General features: G+C 69.5%; 18 protein-coding genes. 13 read left to right on the top strand and 5 right to left on the bottom strand.

Translation table 11 applies throughout. The features are described from left to right. On the top strand, window positions 1-908 hold a 908-nt coding region (locus tag RUH65_RS07665), incomplete at its 5' end, for a dihydrolipoamide acetyltransferase family protein (RefSeq protein WP_313816746.1). A 40-nt stretch (window positions 909-948) separates the two neighbouring features. Here the strand turns inward: RUH65_RS07665 and RUH65_RS07670 are convergent. From RUH65_RS07670 to RUH65_RS07690, 5 genes are all read right to left on the bottom strand, one after another. Further along, window positions 949-1623 carry a GAP family protein gene (locus RUH65_RS07670; RefSeq protein WP_313816748.1) on the bottom strand — a complete coding sequence of 225 codons (675 nt, stop codon included), beginning with the start codon at window positions 1621-1623 and terminating at the stop codon, window positions 949-951. A gap of 94 nt (window positions 1624-1717) precedes the next feature. Further along, complete coding sequence (locus RUH65_RS07675) at window positions 1718-2749, bottom strand: ABC transporter substrate-binding protein (protein WP_313816749.1); 1032 nt, start codon at window positions 2747-2749, stop codon at window positions 1718-1720. Between the two features lie 95 nt (window positions 2750-2844). Next, window positions 2845-4608 (bottom strand): thiamine pyrophosphate-binding protein, encoded by a 1764-nt coding sequence (locus RUH65_RS07680; RefSeq protein WP_313816750.1) that lies wholly within the window; start codon window positions 4606-4608, stop codon window positions 2845-2847. After that, the gene (locus tag RUH65_RS07685; RefSeq protein ID WP_313816751.1) at window positions 4605-5702 is read right to left on the bottom strand and encodes an ABC transporter substrate-binding protein; all 1098 of its coding nucleotides are present in this window, start codon (window positions 5700-5702) and stop codon (window positions 4605-4607) included. Before RUH65_RS07685 ends, RUH65_RS07680 begins: the two co-directional genes overlap by 4 nt. Window positions 5703-5770: 68 nt before the next feature. Then, window positions 5771-6679: a LysR family transcriptional regulator gene (locus RUH65_RS07690; RefSeq protein ID WP_313816753.1), complete on the bottom strand. Its 909-nt coding sequence runs from the start codon at window positions 6677-6679 to the stop codon at window positions 5771-5773. Between the two features lie 521 nt (window positions 6680-7200). Here RUH65_RS07690 and RUH65_RS07695 point away from each other — a divergent pair. The 12 genes from RUH65_RS07695 to RUH65_RS07750 all read left to right on the top strand — a co-directional run bounded on the left by RUH65_RS07695 (window position 7201) and on the right by RUH65_RS07750 (window position 19460). After that, the gene (locus tag RUH65_RS07695) at window positions 7201-7953 is read left to right on the top strand and encodes an ABC transporter permease (RefSeq protein WP_396179809.1); all 753 of its coding nucleotides are present in this window, start codon (window positions 7201-7203) and stop codon (window positions 7951-7953) included. 125 nt (window positions 7954-8078) lie between these two features. Next, window positions 8079-8849 carry an ABC transporter permease gene (locus RUH65_RS07700; RefSeq protein WP_313816774.1) on the top strand — a complete coding sequence of 257 codons (771 nt, stop codon included), beginning with the start codon at window positions 8079-8081 and terminating at the stop codon, window positions 8847-8849. Between the two features lie 169 nt (window positions 8850-9018). Continuing rightward, the gene (locus tag RUH65_RS07705) at window positions 9019-9831 is read left to right on the top strand and encodes an ABC transporter ATP-binding protein (protein WP_396179811.1); all 813 of its coding nucleotides are present in this window, start codon (window positions 9019-9021) and stop codon (window positions 9829-9831) included. 244 nt (window positions 9832-10075) lie between these two features. Then, on the top strand, window positions 10076-11005 hold the full coding sequence (locus RUH65_RS07710; RefSeq protein ID WP_313816755.1) for a DUF559 domain-containing protein: 930 nt from the start codon (window positions 10076-10078) through the stop codon (window positions 11003-11005). 116 nt (window positions 11006-11121) lie between these two features. Then, the gene (locus RUH65_RS07715; protein ID WP_313816756.1) at window positions 11122-12036 is read left to right on the top strand and encodes an IclR family transcriptional regulator; all 915 of its coding nucleotides are present in this window, start codon (window positions 11122-11124) and stop codon (window positions 12034-12036) included. A 171-nt stretch (window positions 12037-12207) separates the two neighbouring features. Further along, window positions 12208-13440 carry a 4-hydroxybenzoate 3-monooxygenase gene (locus RUH65_RS07720; RefSeq protein ID WP_313816757.1) on the top strand — a complete coding sequence of 411 codons (1233 nt, stop codon included), beginning with the start codon at window positions 12208-12210 and terminating at the stop codon, window positions 13438-13440. A 214-nt stretch (window positions 13441-13654) separates the two neighbouring features. Beyond that, on the top strand, window positions 13655-14419 hold the full coding sequence (gene pcaH, locus RUH65_RS07725; RefSeq protein WP_396179813.1) for a protocatechuate 3,4-dioxygenase subunit beta: 765 nt from the start codon (window positions 13655-13657) through the stop codon (window positions 14417-14419). Beyond that, on the top strand, window positions 14409-15050 hold the full coding sequence (gene pcaG, locus RUH65_RS07730; RefSeq protein ID WP_313816759.1) for a protocatechuate 3,4-dioxygenase subunit alpha: 642 nt from the start codon (window positions 14409-14411) through the stop codon (window positions 15048-15050). The genes pcaH and pcaG overlap by 11 nt, the downstream gene beginning before the upstream one ends. 159 nt (window positions 15051-15209) lie before the next feature. Continuing rightward, the gene (locus RUH65_RS07735; RefSeq protein WP_313816761.1) at window positions 15210-16799 is read left to right on the top strand and encodes a lyase family protein; all 1590 of its coding nucleotides are present in this window, start codon (window positions 15210-15212) and stop codon (window positions 16797-16799) included. A 61-nt stretch (window positions 16800-16860) separates the two neighbouring features. After that, the gene (locus RUH65_RS07740; protein WP_313816762.1) at window positions 16861-17667 is read left to right on the top strand and encodes an alpha/beta hydrolase; all 807 of its coding nucleotides are present in this window, start codon (window positions 16861-16863) and stop codon (window positions 17665-17667) included. Then, window positions 17664-18113 carry a 4-carboxymuconolactone decarboxylase gene (pcaC, locus tag RUH65_RS07745; RefSeq protein WP_313816763.1) on the top strand — a complete coding sequence of 150 codons (450 nt, stop codon included), beginning with the start codon at window positions 17664-17666 and terminating at the stop codon, window positions 18111-18113. The genes RUH65_RS07740 and pcaC overlap by 4 nt, the downstream gene beginning before the upstream one ends. Window positions 18114-18233: 120 nt before the next feature. Further along, complete coding sequence (locus RUH65_RS07750) at window positions 18234-19460, top strand: thiolase family protein (protein ID WP_396179804.1); 1227 nt, start codon at window positions 18234-18236, stop codon at window positions 19458-19460. Window positions 19461-19466: the final 6 nt, after the last annotated feature.

Genomic DNA, 19466 nt, shown 5'->3' on the forward strand with positions numbered 1-19466 from the left:
AACGCCAGACGGACGTGGCAGGGCTGTTCGAACGCGTGCTGGCCAAGCCGCCGGTGCGGCGCATCGCCAAGGAACTGGGCGTGGACCTGACCAAGGTGCGGGCCACGGGTCAGTTCGGCGAGGTCACGCGGACGGACGTGGAGGACTACCTGGCCGAGCGGGAGACGAACATCGACACCTCCGGCTCGTTCTGGATGCCGGACAGCGGTGACAACGCACGGCGCACCGAGCGGATCCGGGTCAAGGGGGTGCGCAAGGCGACGGCGGCCGCGGTCTCCGAGTCGTACCGGGATGCCCCGCACGTCTCGATCTTCGTGGACGTGGACGCCTCGAGGACCATGGAGTTCGTCAAACGCCTCAAGACCTCCCGTGAGTTCGAGGGCGTCAAGGTGACCCCGTTGCTGATCCTCGCGAAGGCCGTCATCTGGGCCGCGGCGCGCAACCCGCACGTCAACGCGACGTGGACGGAGGATGAGATCCTCGTCAAGCACTACATGAACCTCGGGATCGCCGCCGCGACCCCGCGCGGGCTGCTCGTGCCGAACGTCAAGAACGCCAACGAGCTGTCCCTCCGCGACCTGGCCGAGGCCCTCGGGACCTTGGCCAAGCGGGCACGGGACGGCAAGACGCAACCGGCGGAGATGGCGGACGGGACGATCTCGATCACGAACATCGGAGCCCTGGGCATCGACACGGGCACGCCGATCATCAACCGTGGCGAAGTGGCCATCGTGGCCTTCGGGACCATCCGGCAGAAGCCCTGGGTGGTCTCCGGCGAGGTCATCCCGCGGTGGATCACCACCCTCGGCGGTTCCTTCGACCACCGCGTGGTGGACGGGGACCTGTCCGCCCGGTTCATGGCCGATGTCGCCGCCATCATGGAGGAGCCGGCCCTCCTGCTGGAGTAGCGCCGCGGGCCTGGGAAGGGCAACGGGGACTTCCAGCTCCTCAGGCGGCGATCCGCCAGGTGCCGAGCCCGATCAGCACGGACCCGGCCACCAGGAGGACGATCACGGTGAGTGTGGGGCCGTGGGCGCTGATCCAGTCGCGCAGCGCCGCCAGGCGCACCGTCGCCCGGTCTCCGGACGACGCGTACAGCAGTGTGGGCCCGACGACCGTGGAGACGCCCACGAGGCAGAACCAGGCGAGGACGACCAAGGTCATGGCCCAGCCGAGGTCGACCGTCGTCCGGGCCGTGGCGATCGTGAGGACGAGGTTCTCGGGGTGGAAGCCGAATTGGAACCCGACCATGGCGCAGCTCGCCGGTCCCAGCGAGGCGAGCCAGCGCAGGAACCTGTGATCGGATTCCCGAGCCTGGGCGCGCGGCCGCCGGCGGGACCACAGCCACCATCCCCCAGCCACGATCACCAGCAGGATCCCGGCCAGCACGTCGAACACCCCGCTCGGCCGCCGCAGATGCGGCCACGGCAATTCGGAGACTCCGGCGACGGCCAGGACGAACACCACGGCGAGACCGCCCGCGTATCCGATCGTCAGCCACACGCCGTTCGACATCTTCTTCGTCCCCAGCAGCACGGCGATGATGGCGATGACCGGCATCGTGGTGAACGCGACCACGAGCCCGTAGCCCGTAGCCGCCAGCAGCGAGGTGACCAGCGTCATGATCCGTCGACCTGCACCCGCACCACGTCCCTTCGCCTGGAGTTCTCCTCGTAAGATACCCACCGCGAGGGTGAACCGGTGAAGACCGGCCGCCTCAGAGCTCGGCGAACATGTCCGGAACGGACAGCTCCCCGGTGACCGTGCCGTACATCCGGGCGGTCTCCGCCAGTTCCTCCTGGGCCTCCAGATTGAACTCGGACCGGAACCGCGGAAGCTTCATCTTCTCCAGCACCTCCGGCGGGGTCTGGGTATAGGTGCCGGTGATCCGGCGGACCTCGTCCGGATTCTGCTGGGCATACTCCAGACCGCGGACCAGGGCCTCCCGGAAGGACCGCACCAGGCCCGGATCGTTCTCGAGGGTCTCCTCGCTCGCGAAGTACCCGCCGGTGTCGAGCTCGGGGTTGGCCTCCGCGTACGGCCAGGAGACGGCCACCATGCCGGCTTCCAGGGCCGGGGTGACAAAAGGCTCCACCACCACTCCGGCGTCGAGCTGCCCGTTCTCCAGGGCCGCCTGGACGTCCGGGAAGGCCATCTCCATGAACTCCAAGGACCCGCCGTCTCCGCCGGCCTTGTCCATGACCTGCCGGCACGCGGTGTCCCCGATGTTCGCGAGCTGGTTCGAGGACAGCGTCCTGCCCGCCAGGTCGCGGATGCTCTCGAATCCGGAATCCGGGGCGGCGATGAGCGCGACGTTGTCGTTGCCGGGTTCGCCCGTGGTGGTGCTGCCGGAGCAGAAGAACTTCAGGCCGATACCCTGCGAACGGGCCACCATCATGGACACCACGTTGCCGAAGGCGACGTCGAACTGGCCCGAGGAGACTCCCGGGAAGGAGATGGCACCGCCGGAGGTCGACTCGATCGTGACGTCCAGGCCGGCCTCCTCGAAGAAACCCTGCTCCTTCGCCAGGTGCAGGGGTGCGACGTCGACGATCGGTATGGCTCCGACCGTCACCGCGCGCAGGTCTCCGGAACCGCCGGCCGCATCAGGGCCGCCAGCGGTGTCGCCGCCCCCGGAGGGGTCGCCCTGCCCGCAGGCGGCGGCCGTGCCGGCCACGACGGCGGCGGTGCCGACGGCCAGCAGCCGTCGGCGGGTCAGGAGGGAGGGCTGCGGGCTTCGGGTACTCATGGGTTCTCCTCTGGCGTGTTCGGTGGACGGCACTACATCGTTTTGAGGGCAGAGATGAGTACTCATCTCTGCCCTCAAAACGATGGTGGGTAGGGCTACTCGCCGGCCGCGAAGCTGTGGGCCAGCACCCAGGAGGGGAAGTCGGCGATCTTCGCGTCGATGAGGATCGGCCGGTCCCGCGGACCATCCAGCCAGTCCTGCACGGCACCGAGGTCGGATTCCTGCCGCACGGTCACCGCCGCGCAGCCGAATCCGGCGGCGATGGCCGCGATGTCCGTCGGCGGGAACTGCACCGTGTCCAGGCGGTCGGTCTCATGGACGAAGTGGTGCACCTCGGCCCCGTAGGCGGCGTCGTTGTAGACCACCACCATCAGCGGCATGTGCAGTCGCACGGCGGTCTCCAGCTCCACGAGGGACATCAGCAGCCCGCCGTCGCCCACGCCGGCAATGGCGATCCGGTCCGGGGAGGCCAACTGGGATCCCATGGCGCTGGACAGGGCCAGGCCGATCGACTGGAACGCCAGCGGCACGCAGTACCCCGTGTTGTCCGGGACCCGGAAGTGCATGGCCGGATAGGCGTTGAAGTTGCCGCCGTCCGGCACCACCACCCGCTCCATCGGCACCATCTCATCCAGCCGGTTGGTCAGCAGCCGCGGATCGATCCGCCCGCTGTCCGGATCACCGGGGACCACGGGTTCGGAGACATCCTCGAAGGGCTGGTCCCGCCAGTGCAGCGACGCGGCCACCCGGGCACGGGTCTCCTCGGTCCGGTATCCCGTCTGCGTGCCCCCGGTGGAAGCCAGCCGTTCGCCCAGGACGACGGCGGCGGCGGAGGCGGTGAGGCCGGCGTCGCCCAGGATGGTCACGTCCACCGGGTAGTGGAGTCCGAACGCCGCCGGGGTGTCATCCACCTGGATGACGGTCTTGCCCCGCAGGTGCGTGCCGTCCCGGGTGGTCCACCGATTCAGGGCGGCGCCGAACACCAGCATCACGTCAGCCTGGCGCACCAGCTCGGCGGCCCCGTCCGTGGAGAAGCCGCCCATCACGTCCAGGTGCCACGGATCCTCGTGGAACAGCCCGCGCCCCACCGCCGAGGTGGTCAGCAGTGCACCCGCACGCTCGGCCAGGTCCCGGATGGGCCCGACGCCGGCCGCGGCACCCCGACCGCCCACGATCACCGGGCGCTCGGCGCCGGCCAGCAGCTCGGCGATCCGCTCGACCGCCTCCGGCGAGGCGCCGGCCGGCGTGGGCGGCACGGGCGGGGTCACCGAATCCACCAGGGCGCGCTGGCCCTCCGGGATGGTGCCCTCCTGGACGTCCAGGGGCATGGACAGCACCACGGTGCGCCGGTCGTTGACGGCCCGGGTCACGGCGCGGATGGTGTCCGCCACGGCGGAGGCGGGGGAGTACAGCCGCTCGGGCACCGCGCCCATGCCCTCGACCACCTTGTCCTGGTCGATGTAGAAGTTCGAACCGTACTGACCGCCGGGGGTGTCCCCGGAGATGACCAGCACGGGGGTGCGGGACTTGGCGGCCTCGCCGATGCCGGTCAGCGCGTTGGACAGCCCGCAGCCCTGGTGGACGGTGACCACGGAGAGCTGACCGGTGGAGCGGGAGAAGGCGTCGGCCATGCAGGCGGCGCCCATCTCATGCCGGGCCGCCGTGAACGGCACGCCGTCCGGACGCTGCTCGCTCGGGGCGAGGAGCGCGTTGGTGGCCCGGAAGTTGCCGGAGCCGACCACGCCGAAGACGTGGGCGGCACCCATGCGGGAGATGATGCGGCCGACGGCCTCACTGACCTTCATGGCTGTCTGGGGTCCTTTCGTGGTGGTCTCGTGCTGGAGCGTTGTGGTGGTCATGCGGTTCCCTCCGGCAGCAGGGCGTCCAGGTCCGGAGCCTCATCGATGACGCCGTACTTCACGGCGGCCTCGCCGAGGGCGGTCATGGCCTCGCGGGAGAAATCGGCCTTGAAGCGCGGCAGGGTGATGCGCTCGAGGATCTCCGGGTCCGTCTCGGTGTACTCGCCGATCACCTCGCGGACCACGTCCGGGTTCTCCTGGCTGTACTCCATGGACTTGCGCATGGCGCGGGTGAACGCCTCGACGTCCTCCGGCCGCTGCTCGATGACCTCCTCTGTGGTGAAGTAGCCCCCGATGTCCAGGTCCGGATGGGCCTCGGCGTAGGGCCAGGACACGGCCTTCAGGCCGGCGTCGAGGGACTGGGTCAGGTAGGGCTCCAGGACCAGGGCCGCCTCCACCTGGCCGTTCTGCACGGCGGCCGCGGCATCACCGAAGGCCAGCTCGATGAAGTCCATATCCGCGCCGTCACCGCCCGCGTTGACCACGGCGAGGCGGATCGAGGTGTCCCCGATGTTCATCAGGTTGTTCGAGGAGGCGGTCTGGCCCTGCAGGTCCGCGGTCGTCTCCAGCTCGGAGTCCTCCAGGGCGATGACGGCGGCGAAGTCCTTGCCCTCCTCGCCCGTGGTGGTGGTGCCGTTGGCCACGTACTGCAGCGGCAGGCCCTGGTCCCGGGCCACCATGAGGGAGACGGTGTTGCCGAAGGCGAAGTCATAGTCACCGGCCACCACACCGGGTACGGCGATGGCGCCGCCGGAGGTGTTCACCACCTCGACGTCCAGGCCCTCGTCCTCGAAGAAGCCCTCCTTCACGCCCACGTGGATCGGGGCGACGTCACCGATGGGAATGGCCCCGACGCGGATGGGGGTCAGGTCCCCCGAGTCGCTGCCGGCCTCGGTGTCCGCCGACGTCGCCTCCTGTCCGCCGGAGGGGGAACCGGAACCGCAGGCGGCCAACCCCAGGGTGACGGTGACGCTGAGGGTGAGGATCCCGACGCCGGCCGTGAGCGACCGGAGGCGGCCGCGGCGCGCGAGGGGCCGGCCGCGATGCCGGGTGAGGGGCGTGGTCTGTGACGGTGTCAGTGAGGGAGGGGTCATAGAGGCACCGTATGGCGTGAATCACACGCGGTCCAATGATCGTTCTGCGTGTCAGAAATAGGCCTGATCTATAGGTCGCCCGCCCCTGGATGGCGTCTCGTCGTGCCCAGGTCCTGAAGCTGGTCGACGGCCCACGGAACGAACCAGGCCGTGGCCGAGGTCGGCGGCCGGGGCGCGGCGTAGGCGTGCACCGTCACATCGGTGTCCTCGTAGGGCAGGGGCCATTGCTCGATGTCCCAGGCGTGGAACCACTCCGCGAGGAGGATCTCCGGCACGAAGGCGAGAAGGTCCGTGCCGGCCACCAGAGCGGGGATGGCGGAGAAGCTGGAGACGGCCACGGACCCGCCGGCGGGTGCCGGCATGCGGTCCTCGATGAGTGTGTGGCCGGTGGAGCCGCGGATGACCACCCGGGCGGCGCGGGAGATGTCCTCGGCCGTCGGGCGGGCCGGCCCGAGGCGGCCGCGGCGGGCGATGCAGACATAGCGGTCACGGCGCAGGGGCAGGGCGTGGACCTCACCGCGCGGGCGGGCGGAGGCGATCGCCAGGTCGAGGTCCCCGGCCGCCAGCAGGTCCGCGGCGGTGGTGGTGTCCAGCTGAACCACGTCCAGGCTGCAGCCGGGTGCGGTGGTGGCGAGGGCGGGGACCAGCCGGGGCAGGAACACCAGCTGGCCGAGGTCGGTGACGGCGATCCGGAAGGTGGCGGCGGCGTGGGCGGGGTCGAAGTCTGCGAGGCTGGCCACCGCCGCGTCGGCGGCGGCGGGCATGGTCGCCACCTCCGCGTAGAGCTGGCGGGCCGCCCGGGTCGGCACCACCCCGCGGCCGGAGCGGGCGAACAGCTCATCGCCCGTGGCGCGGCGGAGGCGGTTGACGGAGTGCGTGATGGAGGGCTGAGTGAGATTCAGGCGCGCTGCGGCGGCAGTCAGGGTGCCTTCCTCCATGACCGCGACGAAGACCCGGATCAGGTTCAGATCGAGCATGGTGCCTCCTGGTGCCAGCAGTCCGCCGCGGGGGCCGGCTTCCCTCGGACGGAAATTCACTTGAAAGTCAATATTGTTGAACTGTTGAACTAAGTCACACTCGTGTCTAGTCTGGTCACAGCCTGTGGGACGGGTCACAATATTGTTGACGAAAATGTCAGCATAGCCGTCCCCAACGACCACCCCCTGTCGCGAGCGGAGCACCTCGATCGATGACTGAATCAACCTCGTCCACCGGCGCGCCGGGCCATCATGGCCCGGGCGGGCCCGGAGACACCCACCGTGAATCGGAGATCGAGCGGCTGCACCGTCTCGAGGCCTCCAGTGGTTCCGACCGCCGCCGCGGAGACCTCCGGCGGCACACCGATGCGGCCACCGTGGCCGGTCTCGACATCCCCACGCGGCCGGATCCGGCGGCACCGCGGACCTCAGTGGCGCAGTCCGGGGTGACCGGTCGGCCGACGTCGTCCGGTCCGTCCCGGGCCACGCGCAAGGCCCGCCGCAACTGGGGCACCAAGTCCCTGGGGCTGGTGGGTCTGCTGGGCTTCCTGGTGATCTGGGAGGTGCTGCCGCGCACCGGGATCGTGAACCCGACGTTCCTGCCCCCGGCCTCGGCGGCCATCGCGGACCTGTTCCGGAACTTCGGTCTGACCGCGTTCTGGCAGGCCGTCGGTGACACCATGTGGCAGTGGCTGCTGGGCATGCTGATCGCGTGCACCGCGGCGACCGTGCTGGGCTTTGTGATCGGCTCGTCCACGTTCCTGCGCCGGTTCACCAACTCGACCATCGAGTTCATGCGCCCGGTGCCGTCCGTGGCGTTGATCCCGCTGGCCGTGCTGCTGTTCGGCGTGGACATCCGGTCGGCCCTGCTGCTGATCGTGTACGCGTCCTTCTGGCAGGTCCTGATCCAGGTCCTGTACGGGGTGGCCGACGTGGACAACGTGGCCATGAACACCGCCCGGTCCTACGGGCTCGGTCCACTGGCGCGGCTGCGCTACGTCATCTTCCCCACGGCGTTGCCGTACCTGATGACCGGTATCCGCCTGGCCTCGGCCGTGGCCTTGATTTTGGCGATCACCGCCCAGCTGATCATCGGCACCCCGGGCCTGGGCGCCGAGATCGCCAAGGCCCAGTCCGGTGGCTCCTACGTGGCGATGTACGCCCTCATCCTGGCGACCGGCCTGCTCGGCGTCCTCATCAACCTGGTCATGCGCATGATCGAGCGCAAGGTGCTGTCCTGGCACTCCTCGGTCCGAACGGAGGTCGCCAAATGAGCGCCGATGCCCCCCTCGCCACTACCGTCAACCTGACCCCAGCGGCAGGCGGACCGGGCACCTCCCGGTCGGCGCCGCCGTCGTCCCCCGCCAAGAAGAGCCCGGCCGCCAAGCGGATCTGGAGTATGGCCAAGGGCCTGTTCTTCATCGCGGCCCTGCCCGTGATCCTGGTACTGATCTGGTACATCTCCACCGCGGTGGGGGAGAAGAACTTCTTCGTGCCCACCCCGGCACTGCTGGTGGAGACCTTCTTCGAGACCTGGACCGGGGACCGGATCACCACGGACGTGATTCCCTCGCTGACCCGCCTGCTGTTCGGCATCGCCGGCTCGATCATCATCGGCATCGTCGGCGGCCTGCTGATCGGCTCGGTCCGCTGGCTGCGCGCCCTGACCGAGCCCACACTCGAGTTCTTCCGCGCGATCCCGCCGACCGTGTTGATCCCGGTCCTGATGCTGCTGATCGGCATCGGGGACGACATGAAGATCGCGGTGATCATCTCCGGCGCGCTCTGGCCGATCCTGCTCAACACGATCGAGGGCGTGCGCTCGATGGACGAGGTCCTGGCGGACACCACGCACACCTACGGGATCAAGGGCTTCAACCGGGTCCGCTACCTGATCCTGCCCTCGGCCATGCCGCAGATCATGGCCGGCATCCGCCAGTCCCTGTCGATCGCGCTGATCCTGATGGTCATCTCCGAGATGTTCGCCGCCTCCTCCGGTCTGGGCTTCACCATCGTGCAGTTCCAGCGGTCCTTCGCGATCCCGGAGATGTGGTCCGGCATCGTGCTGCTGGGCATCATCGGCGTGATCATGTCCTTCATCTTCCAGCTCATCGAGCGCAACGTGCTGCGCTGGTACCACGGCCTGAGGGAGATCGAGAATGCGGCCTGAGCCCACCGAACCCGTCAGCCCCGACCCAGTTCACGCTGATTCATACCCCACGTCTCACACCGAAAAGGAAGCCACCATGACTTCTGACCAGACTTCCACCGCAGGCGCCGTCATCTCCCAGGGCGGCGTGGCCGAGACCCCGGACGGGCTGATCACCGTCGGCAAGACCATGCCGGACGGCGAGGCCATGCTCTCCGTGCGGAACATGAAGAAGGTGTACCACACCGACGGCGGCGACATCGAGGCCGTCCGGAACCTCACCTTCGACCTGCCCCAGGGCCAGCTGGCCTGCCTGGTCGGGCCTTCGGGCTCGGGCAAGACCACCCTCCTTAAGTGCATCGCCGGCCTGCTGGCCCCCAGTGCCGGGGAGGTCACCCTGCACGGCAAGAAGGTCACCGGTCCGCCGAAGTCCATGGCCGTGGTCTTCCAGGAGTACGGCCGCTCCCTGTTCCCCTGGATGCGGGTGCGGGACAACGTGGAACTTCCCCTGAAGAACGCCGGGATGGACAAGGCCAAGCGGGACGAGCTCGTGGACAACGCCCTCGAGGCCGTCGGTCTGGCCCACGTGCCCAAGTCCTACCCCTGGCAGCTCTCCGGCGGCATGCAGCAGCGCGTGGCCATCGCCCGCGCCGTGGCCTACCAGCCCCAGGTGCTGCTCATGGACGAGCCCTTCGCTGCCGTGGACGCCCAGACCCGCGCCGATCTGGAGGACCTCGTCCGCAGCGTCTGGAAGAAGCTCGGTGTCTCCATCCTGTTCGTCACCCACGACATCGACGAGTCCGTCTACCTCGGCGAACGCGTCATCATCCTGTCCTCCTCGCCCACCGTGATCCAGGAAGACGTCCTGATCGACCTGCCGGACGAGCGCGATCAGCTCGAGACCCGCTCCTCGCAGCGCTTCTCCGAACTCCGCCACCACGTCTACGAACAGATCCAGCTCGCCAAGAAGGGCTTCCGCCCCGAGGACGCGCTGGCCAAGTAACCTCCCCGCCCCACCCCGCCCACCCCTCCGCTTTGCGGGCAGAGATGAGTACTCATCTCTGCCCGCAAAGCGCGTTAATGGCGAGTGGTCTGTGGACGGCCGGGCGTGTTGTCCACAGTTCGCTGATCGCTGTAGTTCGGAAGGTGTCCCCGCCCGCCAGGCTGGCCTTATGTCTCGACGCCGGCCGCTTCCCCAGGACTTGTGCGCCGCCCCTTTTTCCCATGGCCAGGCGCGGGCTCAAGGGGTGCCCATCGACAGGCTGTTGGCGTCCGATGTCGAGCGATTGGCCCATGGCTTGTACCGACATCGTGCTCTCGAGTTTCCGCGGTGGGCCGAGCTCGGTCTTCCCGATCCCGAGCATGGCCTGGACCCACAGTTCCTGACTGCGCTACTGGAGGTGACGGGGGGAGCCCTCTCCCACCAGTCGGCGGCGCATCTCTACGGGATCCCGCTGCCGCCCTGGCTCGCAGACGAGCCGGATCTGCAGATCACGGGACCCGGGCCGGAGTTGCGCAGCCGCCGCCCCGGGATCACGGGACATCGCCGCCCGCTGGACCCAGCCGACCTCGTACTCCACCTCGGCTTGCCGTGCACCAGTCCGGAGCGCACGTGGCTGGACCTGGCGTCCCTGTTCCGGCCGGGGCAGGAGGCTCACCTGGTGGCCGCCGGCGACCATCTCGTCAAGCATCCGTGGGTCAGGGGCGGACGGATGGAACCAGTCAGCACCCCGGGGGACGTGGAGAGGGCGCTTCACCGCGTGGGTCGATTCAAAGGGGTCCGTCTGGCGCGGGCCGCGCTGCCCCGGATTCGGGTGGGCGCGGATTCTCCGACAGAGACGCTCGTCCGGTTGATGCTGGTGGACGCGGGCCTGCCCGAACCGGAGCTGCAGGTCCATGCCACCGCCCTGGATGGCGACGCGTACCCGGCTGACCTCGGATTTCGGGAGGCCAAGGTCGCCCTCCAGTACGACGGCGAGCACCATCGCACCCCGGAGCAGCAGCTGATCGACGCCCGCCGCGATGCCTGGTTCGAACGCCATGGTTGGATCGTCATCCGGATCACTGTGGAGGACCTGCACGACGATCTCCGTGATGTCATCCGGCAGGTCCGTGCCCGCCTGTCCCAACCGGCCCGCTTGCCTCCACTGGACCACCCGGCCCGCCGTGTCAGCTGATGGCGTTTTGCGGCCAGAGACTAGTACTAATTTCCGCCCGCAAAAGCCTGGAGTTATGGCGGATTCCGAATTTCTGCCCGGAAAGCGGGGGGCGGGGCAGTCGGTAGGCTCGGGGTATGGCGGAGGAGCACCCCAATGACACCACCCTGGACCGGTTGATCCGGATCCTCGGCGCCTTCGACACGGACCGGCCCACCCTGTCCATCTCCGCCCTCGCCCGTCGCGCCGCCATCCCCCTGCCCAGTGCCTACCGGTGGGTGGATCGGCTCGTTGTGGCGGGCCTGCTCGAGCGGGCGCCGGACGGCGCCGTCGGGCCCGGCATGAAGCTCTGGGAGCTGGCCTCCCGCTCCGCCCCCGGTACCTCCCTGCGGCAGGCGGCCATGCCGTACATGGACGACGTCCAGGCGGTGCTGCGCCAGCACACGCAGATCGCGGTGCTGGACGCCAACGGTGTGCTGGTGCTCGAGCGGCTCTCCGCCCGGGGTGCCGTTCCCAATCAGGCCACCATCGCCGGCCGGATGCCGACCTTCACCACCTCCCTCGGCCTCGTGCTGCTCGCCTTCTCCCGACGCCACATCACCGAGTCCTTCCTCGCCGAGCGCGCGACCGAGCTCGGCGCGCCGCTGAAGGGCCCCTGGCACGACGCCGGCCCCGCCACCTCCGGGGCGTCCGGCACCCTGGGTGGGGTCGCGCTGCGCGGCAACGCGCAGAACGTGTTCAACCCGACCGAGCCGGAACTCCGGCAGCTCCTCGCCGAGGTGCGCCAGCAGGGGTGGGCCTCGGCGGATGGACAGATCGACTCGGAGGCCACCGGCGTCGCCGTGCCGGTCCTCTCGCCGGAGGGCCATGCCGTGGCGGCCCTCGGTGTGGTGGTGCCCCGCTCCTCGGAATTCCGGCCCGGACTGGCACCGATGCTGCTGGCCGCGGCGCGCGGCATCAGCCGCGCGCTGGGCCCCCAGGCGGCCATGCCGGCCTCGGACACGGTGTTCCCGCAGCATCCGCCGGTGGCGCTGCCGAACACCGGGGAGTGACCTGCATCGCGATCCTCCTTCTCACTCAATGAGAATTGATGCGTCAAACGTCTGTACGCTCCATCACACTGGTGGCAGAAGGCCCGGCCCTGCGGCGTGCGGTCTTGACGACATCCCCGCGCGGTGAGGCCTAGCCCGCCCGCGGAGCCCCGGCACAACGAAGGAGTTGGAATGGCAGCCAGCGCAGACGGCGCAGATGCACCACAGGTCACCCGGACGAAGGTGGGCATCGTCGGTGGCGGCCCCGCCGGGCTCCTGCTCTCTCACCTGCTCTCGAAACAGGGCATCGAGAACGTGGTCGTCGAACTGCGGGACCAGGAGACCATCAAGAACACCCACCGCGCCGGCATCCTGGAACAGCAGGCGGTGAAGATGTTGACAGAGTCCGGTGTGGACGGCCGCGTGCTGACCCACGGGGACGAGCACGAGGGCATCGACCTGCGCTTCAACGGCGAGTCACACCCGCTGAACTTCCCTGACCTCGTGGACGCCACGGTCACCCTGTACGCGCAGAACGAGGTGTTCATCGACCTGGCCGCGGCCCGGCAGCGGGACGGCGGAGACCTCCGCTACGAGTCCGAGGTCATCGAGGTGGCGGACCTGAAGACGGACACCCCGAAGATCCGCTACCGGGACGTCTCCGCCGGCGCGGACCCGGACGCCGTCCACGAGGTCCACTGCGACATCCTCGTGGGCGCTGACGGATCCCGCTCCTTCTGCCGCCGCGCGGTGGGCCAGGAACAGGGCCACCAGGACTTCAAGACCGAGTACCCCTTCGCCTGGTTCGGGATCCTTACGGAGGCCCCGAAGTCCTCGCCGGAGCTGATCTACGCGAACTCCCCGCACGGTTTCGCCCTGATCTCCCAGCGCTCCGCGAACGTCCAGCGGATGTACTTCCAGTGTGATCCGGCAGAGAAGACGGAGGACTGGTCGGACGACCGGATCTGGTCCGAGCTGCAGAAGCGCGTGGACGGCCCGGACGGCTTCCAGCTCAAGACGGGCCCGATTTTCGACAAGACGGTGCTCGGATTCCGCTCCTTCGTCCGCGAGCCCATGAGCCACGGCAACATGTTCCTGGCCGGGGACGCCGCACACACCGTCCCGCCGACCGGGGCCAAGGGCCTGAACCTGGCGTTCGCGGACATCAAGGTGCTGTTCGAGGCCCTGGACTCGTTCTACGCCACCGGATCCCGCGAGCTGCTGGACGGCTACTCGGAGACCGCCCTGAAGCGTGTCTGGAAGGCCCAGAACTTCTCCTATTGGATGACGTCCATGCTCCACACCCGCCAGGACGCCCACCCGTTCGAGACCAAGCGCGCGCTCGGTGAGCTGGAGACCGTCACCTCCTCGCGCTACGGCCAGCAGTACCTGGCCGAGTCGTACACCGGCTGGCCGCACGCCTGACCGGTGCCCGACGCCGGCCCGCGGGCCGGCGCTGGAGGGGACCGGCCGACGTCGGGCCCGGTCTCCTCCCCGCACCACCGCACCACCGCATCACTGTCAATGATCCCGCCCACTGCAGCATCAGAACCGTAGAAAGGAGCAGCCCGTGAGCAACGACATCACCGAGAACACCGGACCCGTCGTCGAGGACGACGAGACCTTTGACAACAGCCACGTGCTCGACCCCGCCGCGACGCAGGACTCCCAGGAGACCATCAGCGCCGAGATCAAGGGCATTCACGACTCGGCGTCCGGGGAGACCCAGCCGCGCGTGAATTTCCCGCCGTACCGCAGCTCCCTGCTGCGTCACCCCACCAAGGACATGCACCACACGGACCCGGAGACCATCGAGCTGTGGTCACCGGCCTTCGGCCACCGGGACGTCCACACCCTGGAATCGGACCTGACGGTCCAGGGCAACGGCGAGCCGCTGGGTGAGCGCATGGTGGTCCGCGGCCGCGTGCTGGACGGCGACGGACGCCCGGTGCGCAACCAACTGGTGGAGATCTGGCAGGCGAACGCGTCCGGCCGCTACGTGCACAAGCGCGATCAGCACCCGGCGCCGCTGGATCCGAACTTCACCGGTGTGGGCCGCACGATCACCGATGACAAGGGCTTCTACGAGTTCACCACCATCAAGCCGGCCCCGTACCCGTGGAAGAACCACCACAACGCGTGGCGTCCGGCGCACATCCACTTCTCGCTGTTCGGCACGGACTTCACCCAGCGCATGATCACCCAGATGTACTTCCCGGGCGATCCGCTGTTCAGCCTGGACCCGATCTACCAGTCGATCACGGACCAGAAGGCCCGTGACCGCCTGGTCGCTACGTACGATCACAACGTCTCCACGCACGAGTGGAACACCGGCTACTACTGGGACATCGTCCTGACCGGCAGCAACCGTACCTGGATGGAGGACGAGCACGATGCGCATTGAGAAGAACCAGCTTGAATCGGCACGCACTGGCGGCGAGAAGCTGGTGGCGACGCCGGGCCAGACCATCGGCCCCTTCTTCGGCTACGCCTCGGCGTACGAGAACGTGCACATCCCCATCCGGGACGGACAGAACCTCGTCAACCCCGCCAGCCCGAAGGCCGTGCGCCTGACCGGCACCCTCTATGACGGCTCCGGGGCTCCGATCCCGGACGCCATGGTGGAGATCTGGCAGGCCGACGAGAACGGTCAGATCCCGCAGGAGACCGGCTCGCTGGTCCGTGACGGCTGGACCTTCACCGGCTGGGGCCGGGCCACCGCGGACAACGTGGGCACCTACACCTTCTCCACCGTGAACCCCGGTGCCACGGAGGAGGGCAAGGCGCCGTTCATCCACGTGGTGGTCTTCGCCCGCGGCCTGATGAACAAGCTGCACACCCGGATCTACCTGCCGGAGGACACGGCCGCCCTGGAGAAGGACGCACTGCTCTCCTCCGTGGAGGCGGACCGCCGCCAGACGCTGATCGCCGAGCGCGAGGCCGATGGGACCCTGCGGTTCGATATCCACCTGCAGGGGGACCAGGAGACCGTCTTCCTGCAGTTCCCCGGCATCGAGTACCCGGTGCACGACTGATCCGGTGGCCCGGATGAGTACCGGCACCGCCCGGCACACCGCCGCCTGATGGCCCGGCGGGACCTGCGCATCCGTGACGAGAACGGACGCAAAGGCCCGCCGGGCCATCGGTGCGGATAGCCTAGAAACAACCCCACCACCCCAGGAGAGCGCCCACCGATGTCCACGCCCGCGTCGCCGTCAGACCACCAGGCCACCGCGTCCGGTTCAGCTGGTTCGCTCGGTGTGGCTGAGTTGTCCGGAGTGCCGGGACTGACGGCGCTGGCCGTGGAGGCCGACGCCGGCTTGCTGGACCCGCTGTCCTCCGGCACCACCGCGGTGGTCCAGTCCTCGGACGCGAACTACTTGCTCCACCTCCTGCAGGTCGAGGCCGCATGGACGGCGGTCCTCGCCGAGCACGGCATGGTCACCGGCGCCCAGGCGGAGGCTGCCGCCGAGGCCGCCGACCCGCGCCACCTCGCGGACTACGACCTGATCGGGCTCGCCCACGCCGGTCAGAACGGCGGAAACGTCCTCATTCCAGCACTCAAGGCCATGCGGGCCCGGGCCGCGCAGGCCGCCCCCGCCGAGCCCGGGGTCTCCTCCGCCATCCATGTGGGTGCCACCAGCCAGGACATCATGGACACCGCCATGCTGCGGATGGCCGCCCAGGTCGCCGGGACGATCCTGGCAGACCTGCGTACCGCCGTCGGATCCCTGGCGGCGATGGCCGCCGAGCACCGCGCCACCCCCATGGTGGCCCGCTCCCTCGCGCAGCATTCGCTGCCTTCCACCTTCGGCCTGAGGGCCGCGGGCTGGATGTCCGGTCTGGCCCAGGCCGGCCGCCGGCTCGAGGACGCCGCCGCTGACCTGCCGATCCAGTGGGGCGGTGCCGCGGGCACCATGGCCGCCCTGGCCGGCCGCGTGGCCACAGCGCGGGCTGACGGAACGCTGAGCGCCGCCACCGATGCCTTCACCCTCGTCGAGGACCTGGCACAGCGATTGGGCCTGACGGCTCCCCCCGGACCGTGGCAGACCAACCGCATGCCCATCACCGGGCTGGCCGCCGCCCTGGCCGATGTGGTGGCGGCTTGCGGCAAGATCGCCAACGACGTGCTGATCTCCGCCCGCATCGAGAACGGCGAACTCGGTGAGCCGCTGGTCGTCGGCCGCGGTGGATCCTCCGCAATGCCGCACAAGCAGAACCCCGTGCTGTCCGTGATGATCCACGCCGGCGCCCTCGGCGCCCCCGGCACCCTCGCCCAGGTCCTCACCGCCGCCGGCGCGGCCAACGAGGAGCGCCCGGACGGGGGCTGGCACGCCGAGTGGCCCGCCCTGCGCCAGCTGATGCGCACCGCCGGGGGAGCCGCCGCCCGGACGGCGGAACTCGTCTCCGGCCTGCGCGTCAACACGGACCGCATGGCCGAGAACCTGAACCGGGTGGGGCCCCTGCTGGTCTCCGAGCGCCTCATGGCAGAACTGGCCCCGCTCCTCGAGGAGGCCGGTTCCGGCGTGACCCGCTCCGGCAAAGATCGGCTGCAGGAGATCGTGGACCGCAGCCTGGAATCACAGCACAGCCAGCAGCAGGGGAGCGACTTCCGCAGCCTGTTGCGCGCCGCCCTGCCGGACACCGTCTCGGACGCTGAGCTGGACGGCCTGCTCGACCCCGCCAACTACACCGGTGAGGCCACCACTCTGGTGGACCGCCTCGTCGCCGCACACCGAGGCTTCGCCGAACAGCGCAGCCCTGCCGGAGGGCCCGCCCGCTGACCGGCCGCCGCCGCAGACAACCGCTTGACCTCCGCATCACACCCGCAGAATGGAGCACCACGTGAGCACACCCGAGATCACCGCCATCCGCCTCGCCGGCGAGGGCGAGGCCGCCCCGGACAAGGACGTCCTGTTCGTGGGGGCCGGCCTCGGCACCGGAGTGCAGGCCCTCTGGGCGGAGGCCGCCAACGAACTGGCGGACCGCTTCCAGGTCATCGGCTGGGACCTGCCCGGCCACGGCCAGTCCCCGGCCCACAACGCGCCAATCACCATGGCGGATCTGGCCAACGCCGTGGCCGACCTGGTGAAGGCCCAGCATGCGGCCGGGACCATCCCGGCCGGAGCCAAGGTCTACTACGCCGGCGTCTCCATCAACGGGGCCGTCGCCCTGCAGCTCGGCCTGGATCACGGTGACCTGTTCGACGGCATCGCCGTGATTTGCTCCGCCGCGAAGATCGGCCAGACCGAGGCCTGGCAGGAGCGCGCCACCTTCGTGGAGGCGGCCGGCACCCCGTCCATGGTGGCCGGCTCCGCCGAGAAGTGGTTCGCCCCGGGATTCATCGAGCAGCACGCCGAGCGCACCACCCGCCTGCTGCACACCCTGCAGGAGGCCGACCGCTTCTCCTACGCCCGGCTGTGCGAGGCCCTCGGCGGCTTCGACGTACGCGAGCGACTGGGGGACATCACCGTCCCGATCGTGGCCCTCCACGGCGCCGAGGACGGGGTCTGCCCGCCGGCCGACGGCGAGGCGATCGCGGCCGGCGTCGCCTCCGGTCAGGCCCACGTGCTGGAGAACGTGGCACATCAGGCACCGATCGAGAAGCCCGCCGAGACCGCCGCCATCCTGAAGGAGGCCTTCACCGCATGAGCGAGAACCAGACCGGCCAGCCGGTGGGACACCAGATGGGCCGCACCTCCCAGGAGGTCTACGACGCCGGCATGGCCGTGCGCCGCGAGGTCCTCGGCACCGCCCATGTGGACCGGGCCGAGGCCAACAAGGACGAGACCACCGAGGACTTCCAGAACCTCATCACGCGTTACGCCTGGGGGACCATCTGGACCCGCCCGGGCCTGGACCGCAAGATGCGTTCGGCCGTCACCATCTCCGCGATGGTCACGGGTGGATACTGGGACGAGGCCGCCATGCACCTCCGTGCGGCTCTGCGCAACGGCCTGACGCGGGAGGAGATCAAAGAGATCCTGCTGCAGACCGCCATCTACTCCTCCGTCCCGGCCGCCAACATCGCCTTCAAGCTGGCCCAGGAGGTCTTCGCCCAGGTCGACGAGGACCTGGCGGCCGGCAAGGACCTCTGAGGACCTCCACAGACCACCAGCACGCCCCGAGCCACGGAGCGATCCCGGCCCACCGCGGCCACTGACCTCGGCCACTCAACTCGGCCACTGACTCACCAAGCCCCCCCAAGGAGACTGGACATGACCGCCCAGAACGCCATTCAGGACGCGTACCTCTACGACGCCGTCCGCACGCCCTTCGGCAAGGTCGGCGGCGCCCTCGCCAAGACCCGCCCGGACGACCTCGCCGCCCTCGTGGTGTCCGAATCCGTCAAGCGTGCCCCGAAGCTGGCCGCCGCAGGCATCGCCGGTGCCGAGCAGATCAACGAGGTCGTCTTCGGCAACGCCAACGGTGCCGGCGAGGAGAACCGCAACGTCGCCCGCATGGCCACCCTGCTGGCCGGGCTGCCCACCTCGATCCCCGGCACCACCGTGAACCGGCTGTGCGGCTCCTCGCTGGACGCCGCGATCATCGCCTCCCGCCAGATCAACGTGGGCGAGGCCGACGTCATGCTCATCGGCGGCGTCGAGTCCATGTCCCGTGCTCCCTGGGTGCTGCCCAAGACCGAGCGCCCCTTCCCCATGCACAACCTTGAGCTGGCCAACACCACCCTCGGCTGGCGCCTGATCAACCAGAACATGCCGAGCCAGTGGACCGTCTCCCTGGGCGAGGCCACCGAGCAGCTGCGGGAGAAGTACGGGATCACCCGTGAGCGCATGGACGAGTTCGCCGCCAACTCCCACCAGCTGGCCGCGAAGGCCTGGGACGAGGGCAAGTATGACAACCTGACCGTCCAGGTCCCGGACGTGGACCTGACCCGGGACGAGACCATCCGGCCCGAGTCCACCGCCGAGTCCCTGTCCGGCCTGCGCACCGTGTTCCGCAAGGAGAACGGCATGGTCACCGCGGGCAACGCCTCCCCGATGAATGACGGTGCCTCCGCGGCCTGGCTCGGCTCGGAGAAGGCCTCGGACATCCTCGGCCTGCAGCCGCTGGCCCGCATCGCCGGACGGGCCGCCGCCGCCAACGAGCCGCAGTACTTCGGCTACGCGCCGGTGGACGCGGTCAACCAGGCGATCGAGCGCGCCGGCATCACGTGGGGCGACATCGCAGCGGTGGAGCTCAACGAGGCCTTCGCCGCCCAGTCGCTGGCCTGCACCGACGCCTGGGGCGTGGACACCTCCATCGTGAACACGTGGGGCGGGGCCATCGCCATCGGTCACCCGCTCGGAGCCTCCGGCGCCCGCGTGCTCGGCACCCTGGCCCGCCGCCTCGAGGCCTCCGGAGACCGCTGGGGCGTCGCCGCCCTGTGCATCGGCGTCGGCCAGGGCCTCGCCGTGGTCCTCGAGAACGTCAACGCCCGCTGACCCCCT

The organism is Citricoccus sp. (genome assembly GCF_032154715.1).
Taxonomy (GTDB): domain Bacteria; phylum Actinomycetota; class Actinomycetes; order Actinomycetales; family Micrococcaceae; genus Citricoccus.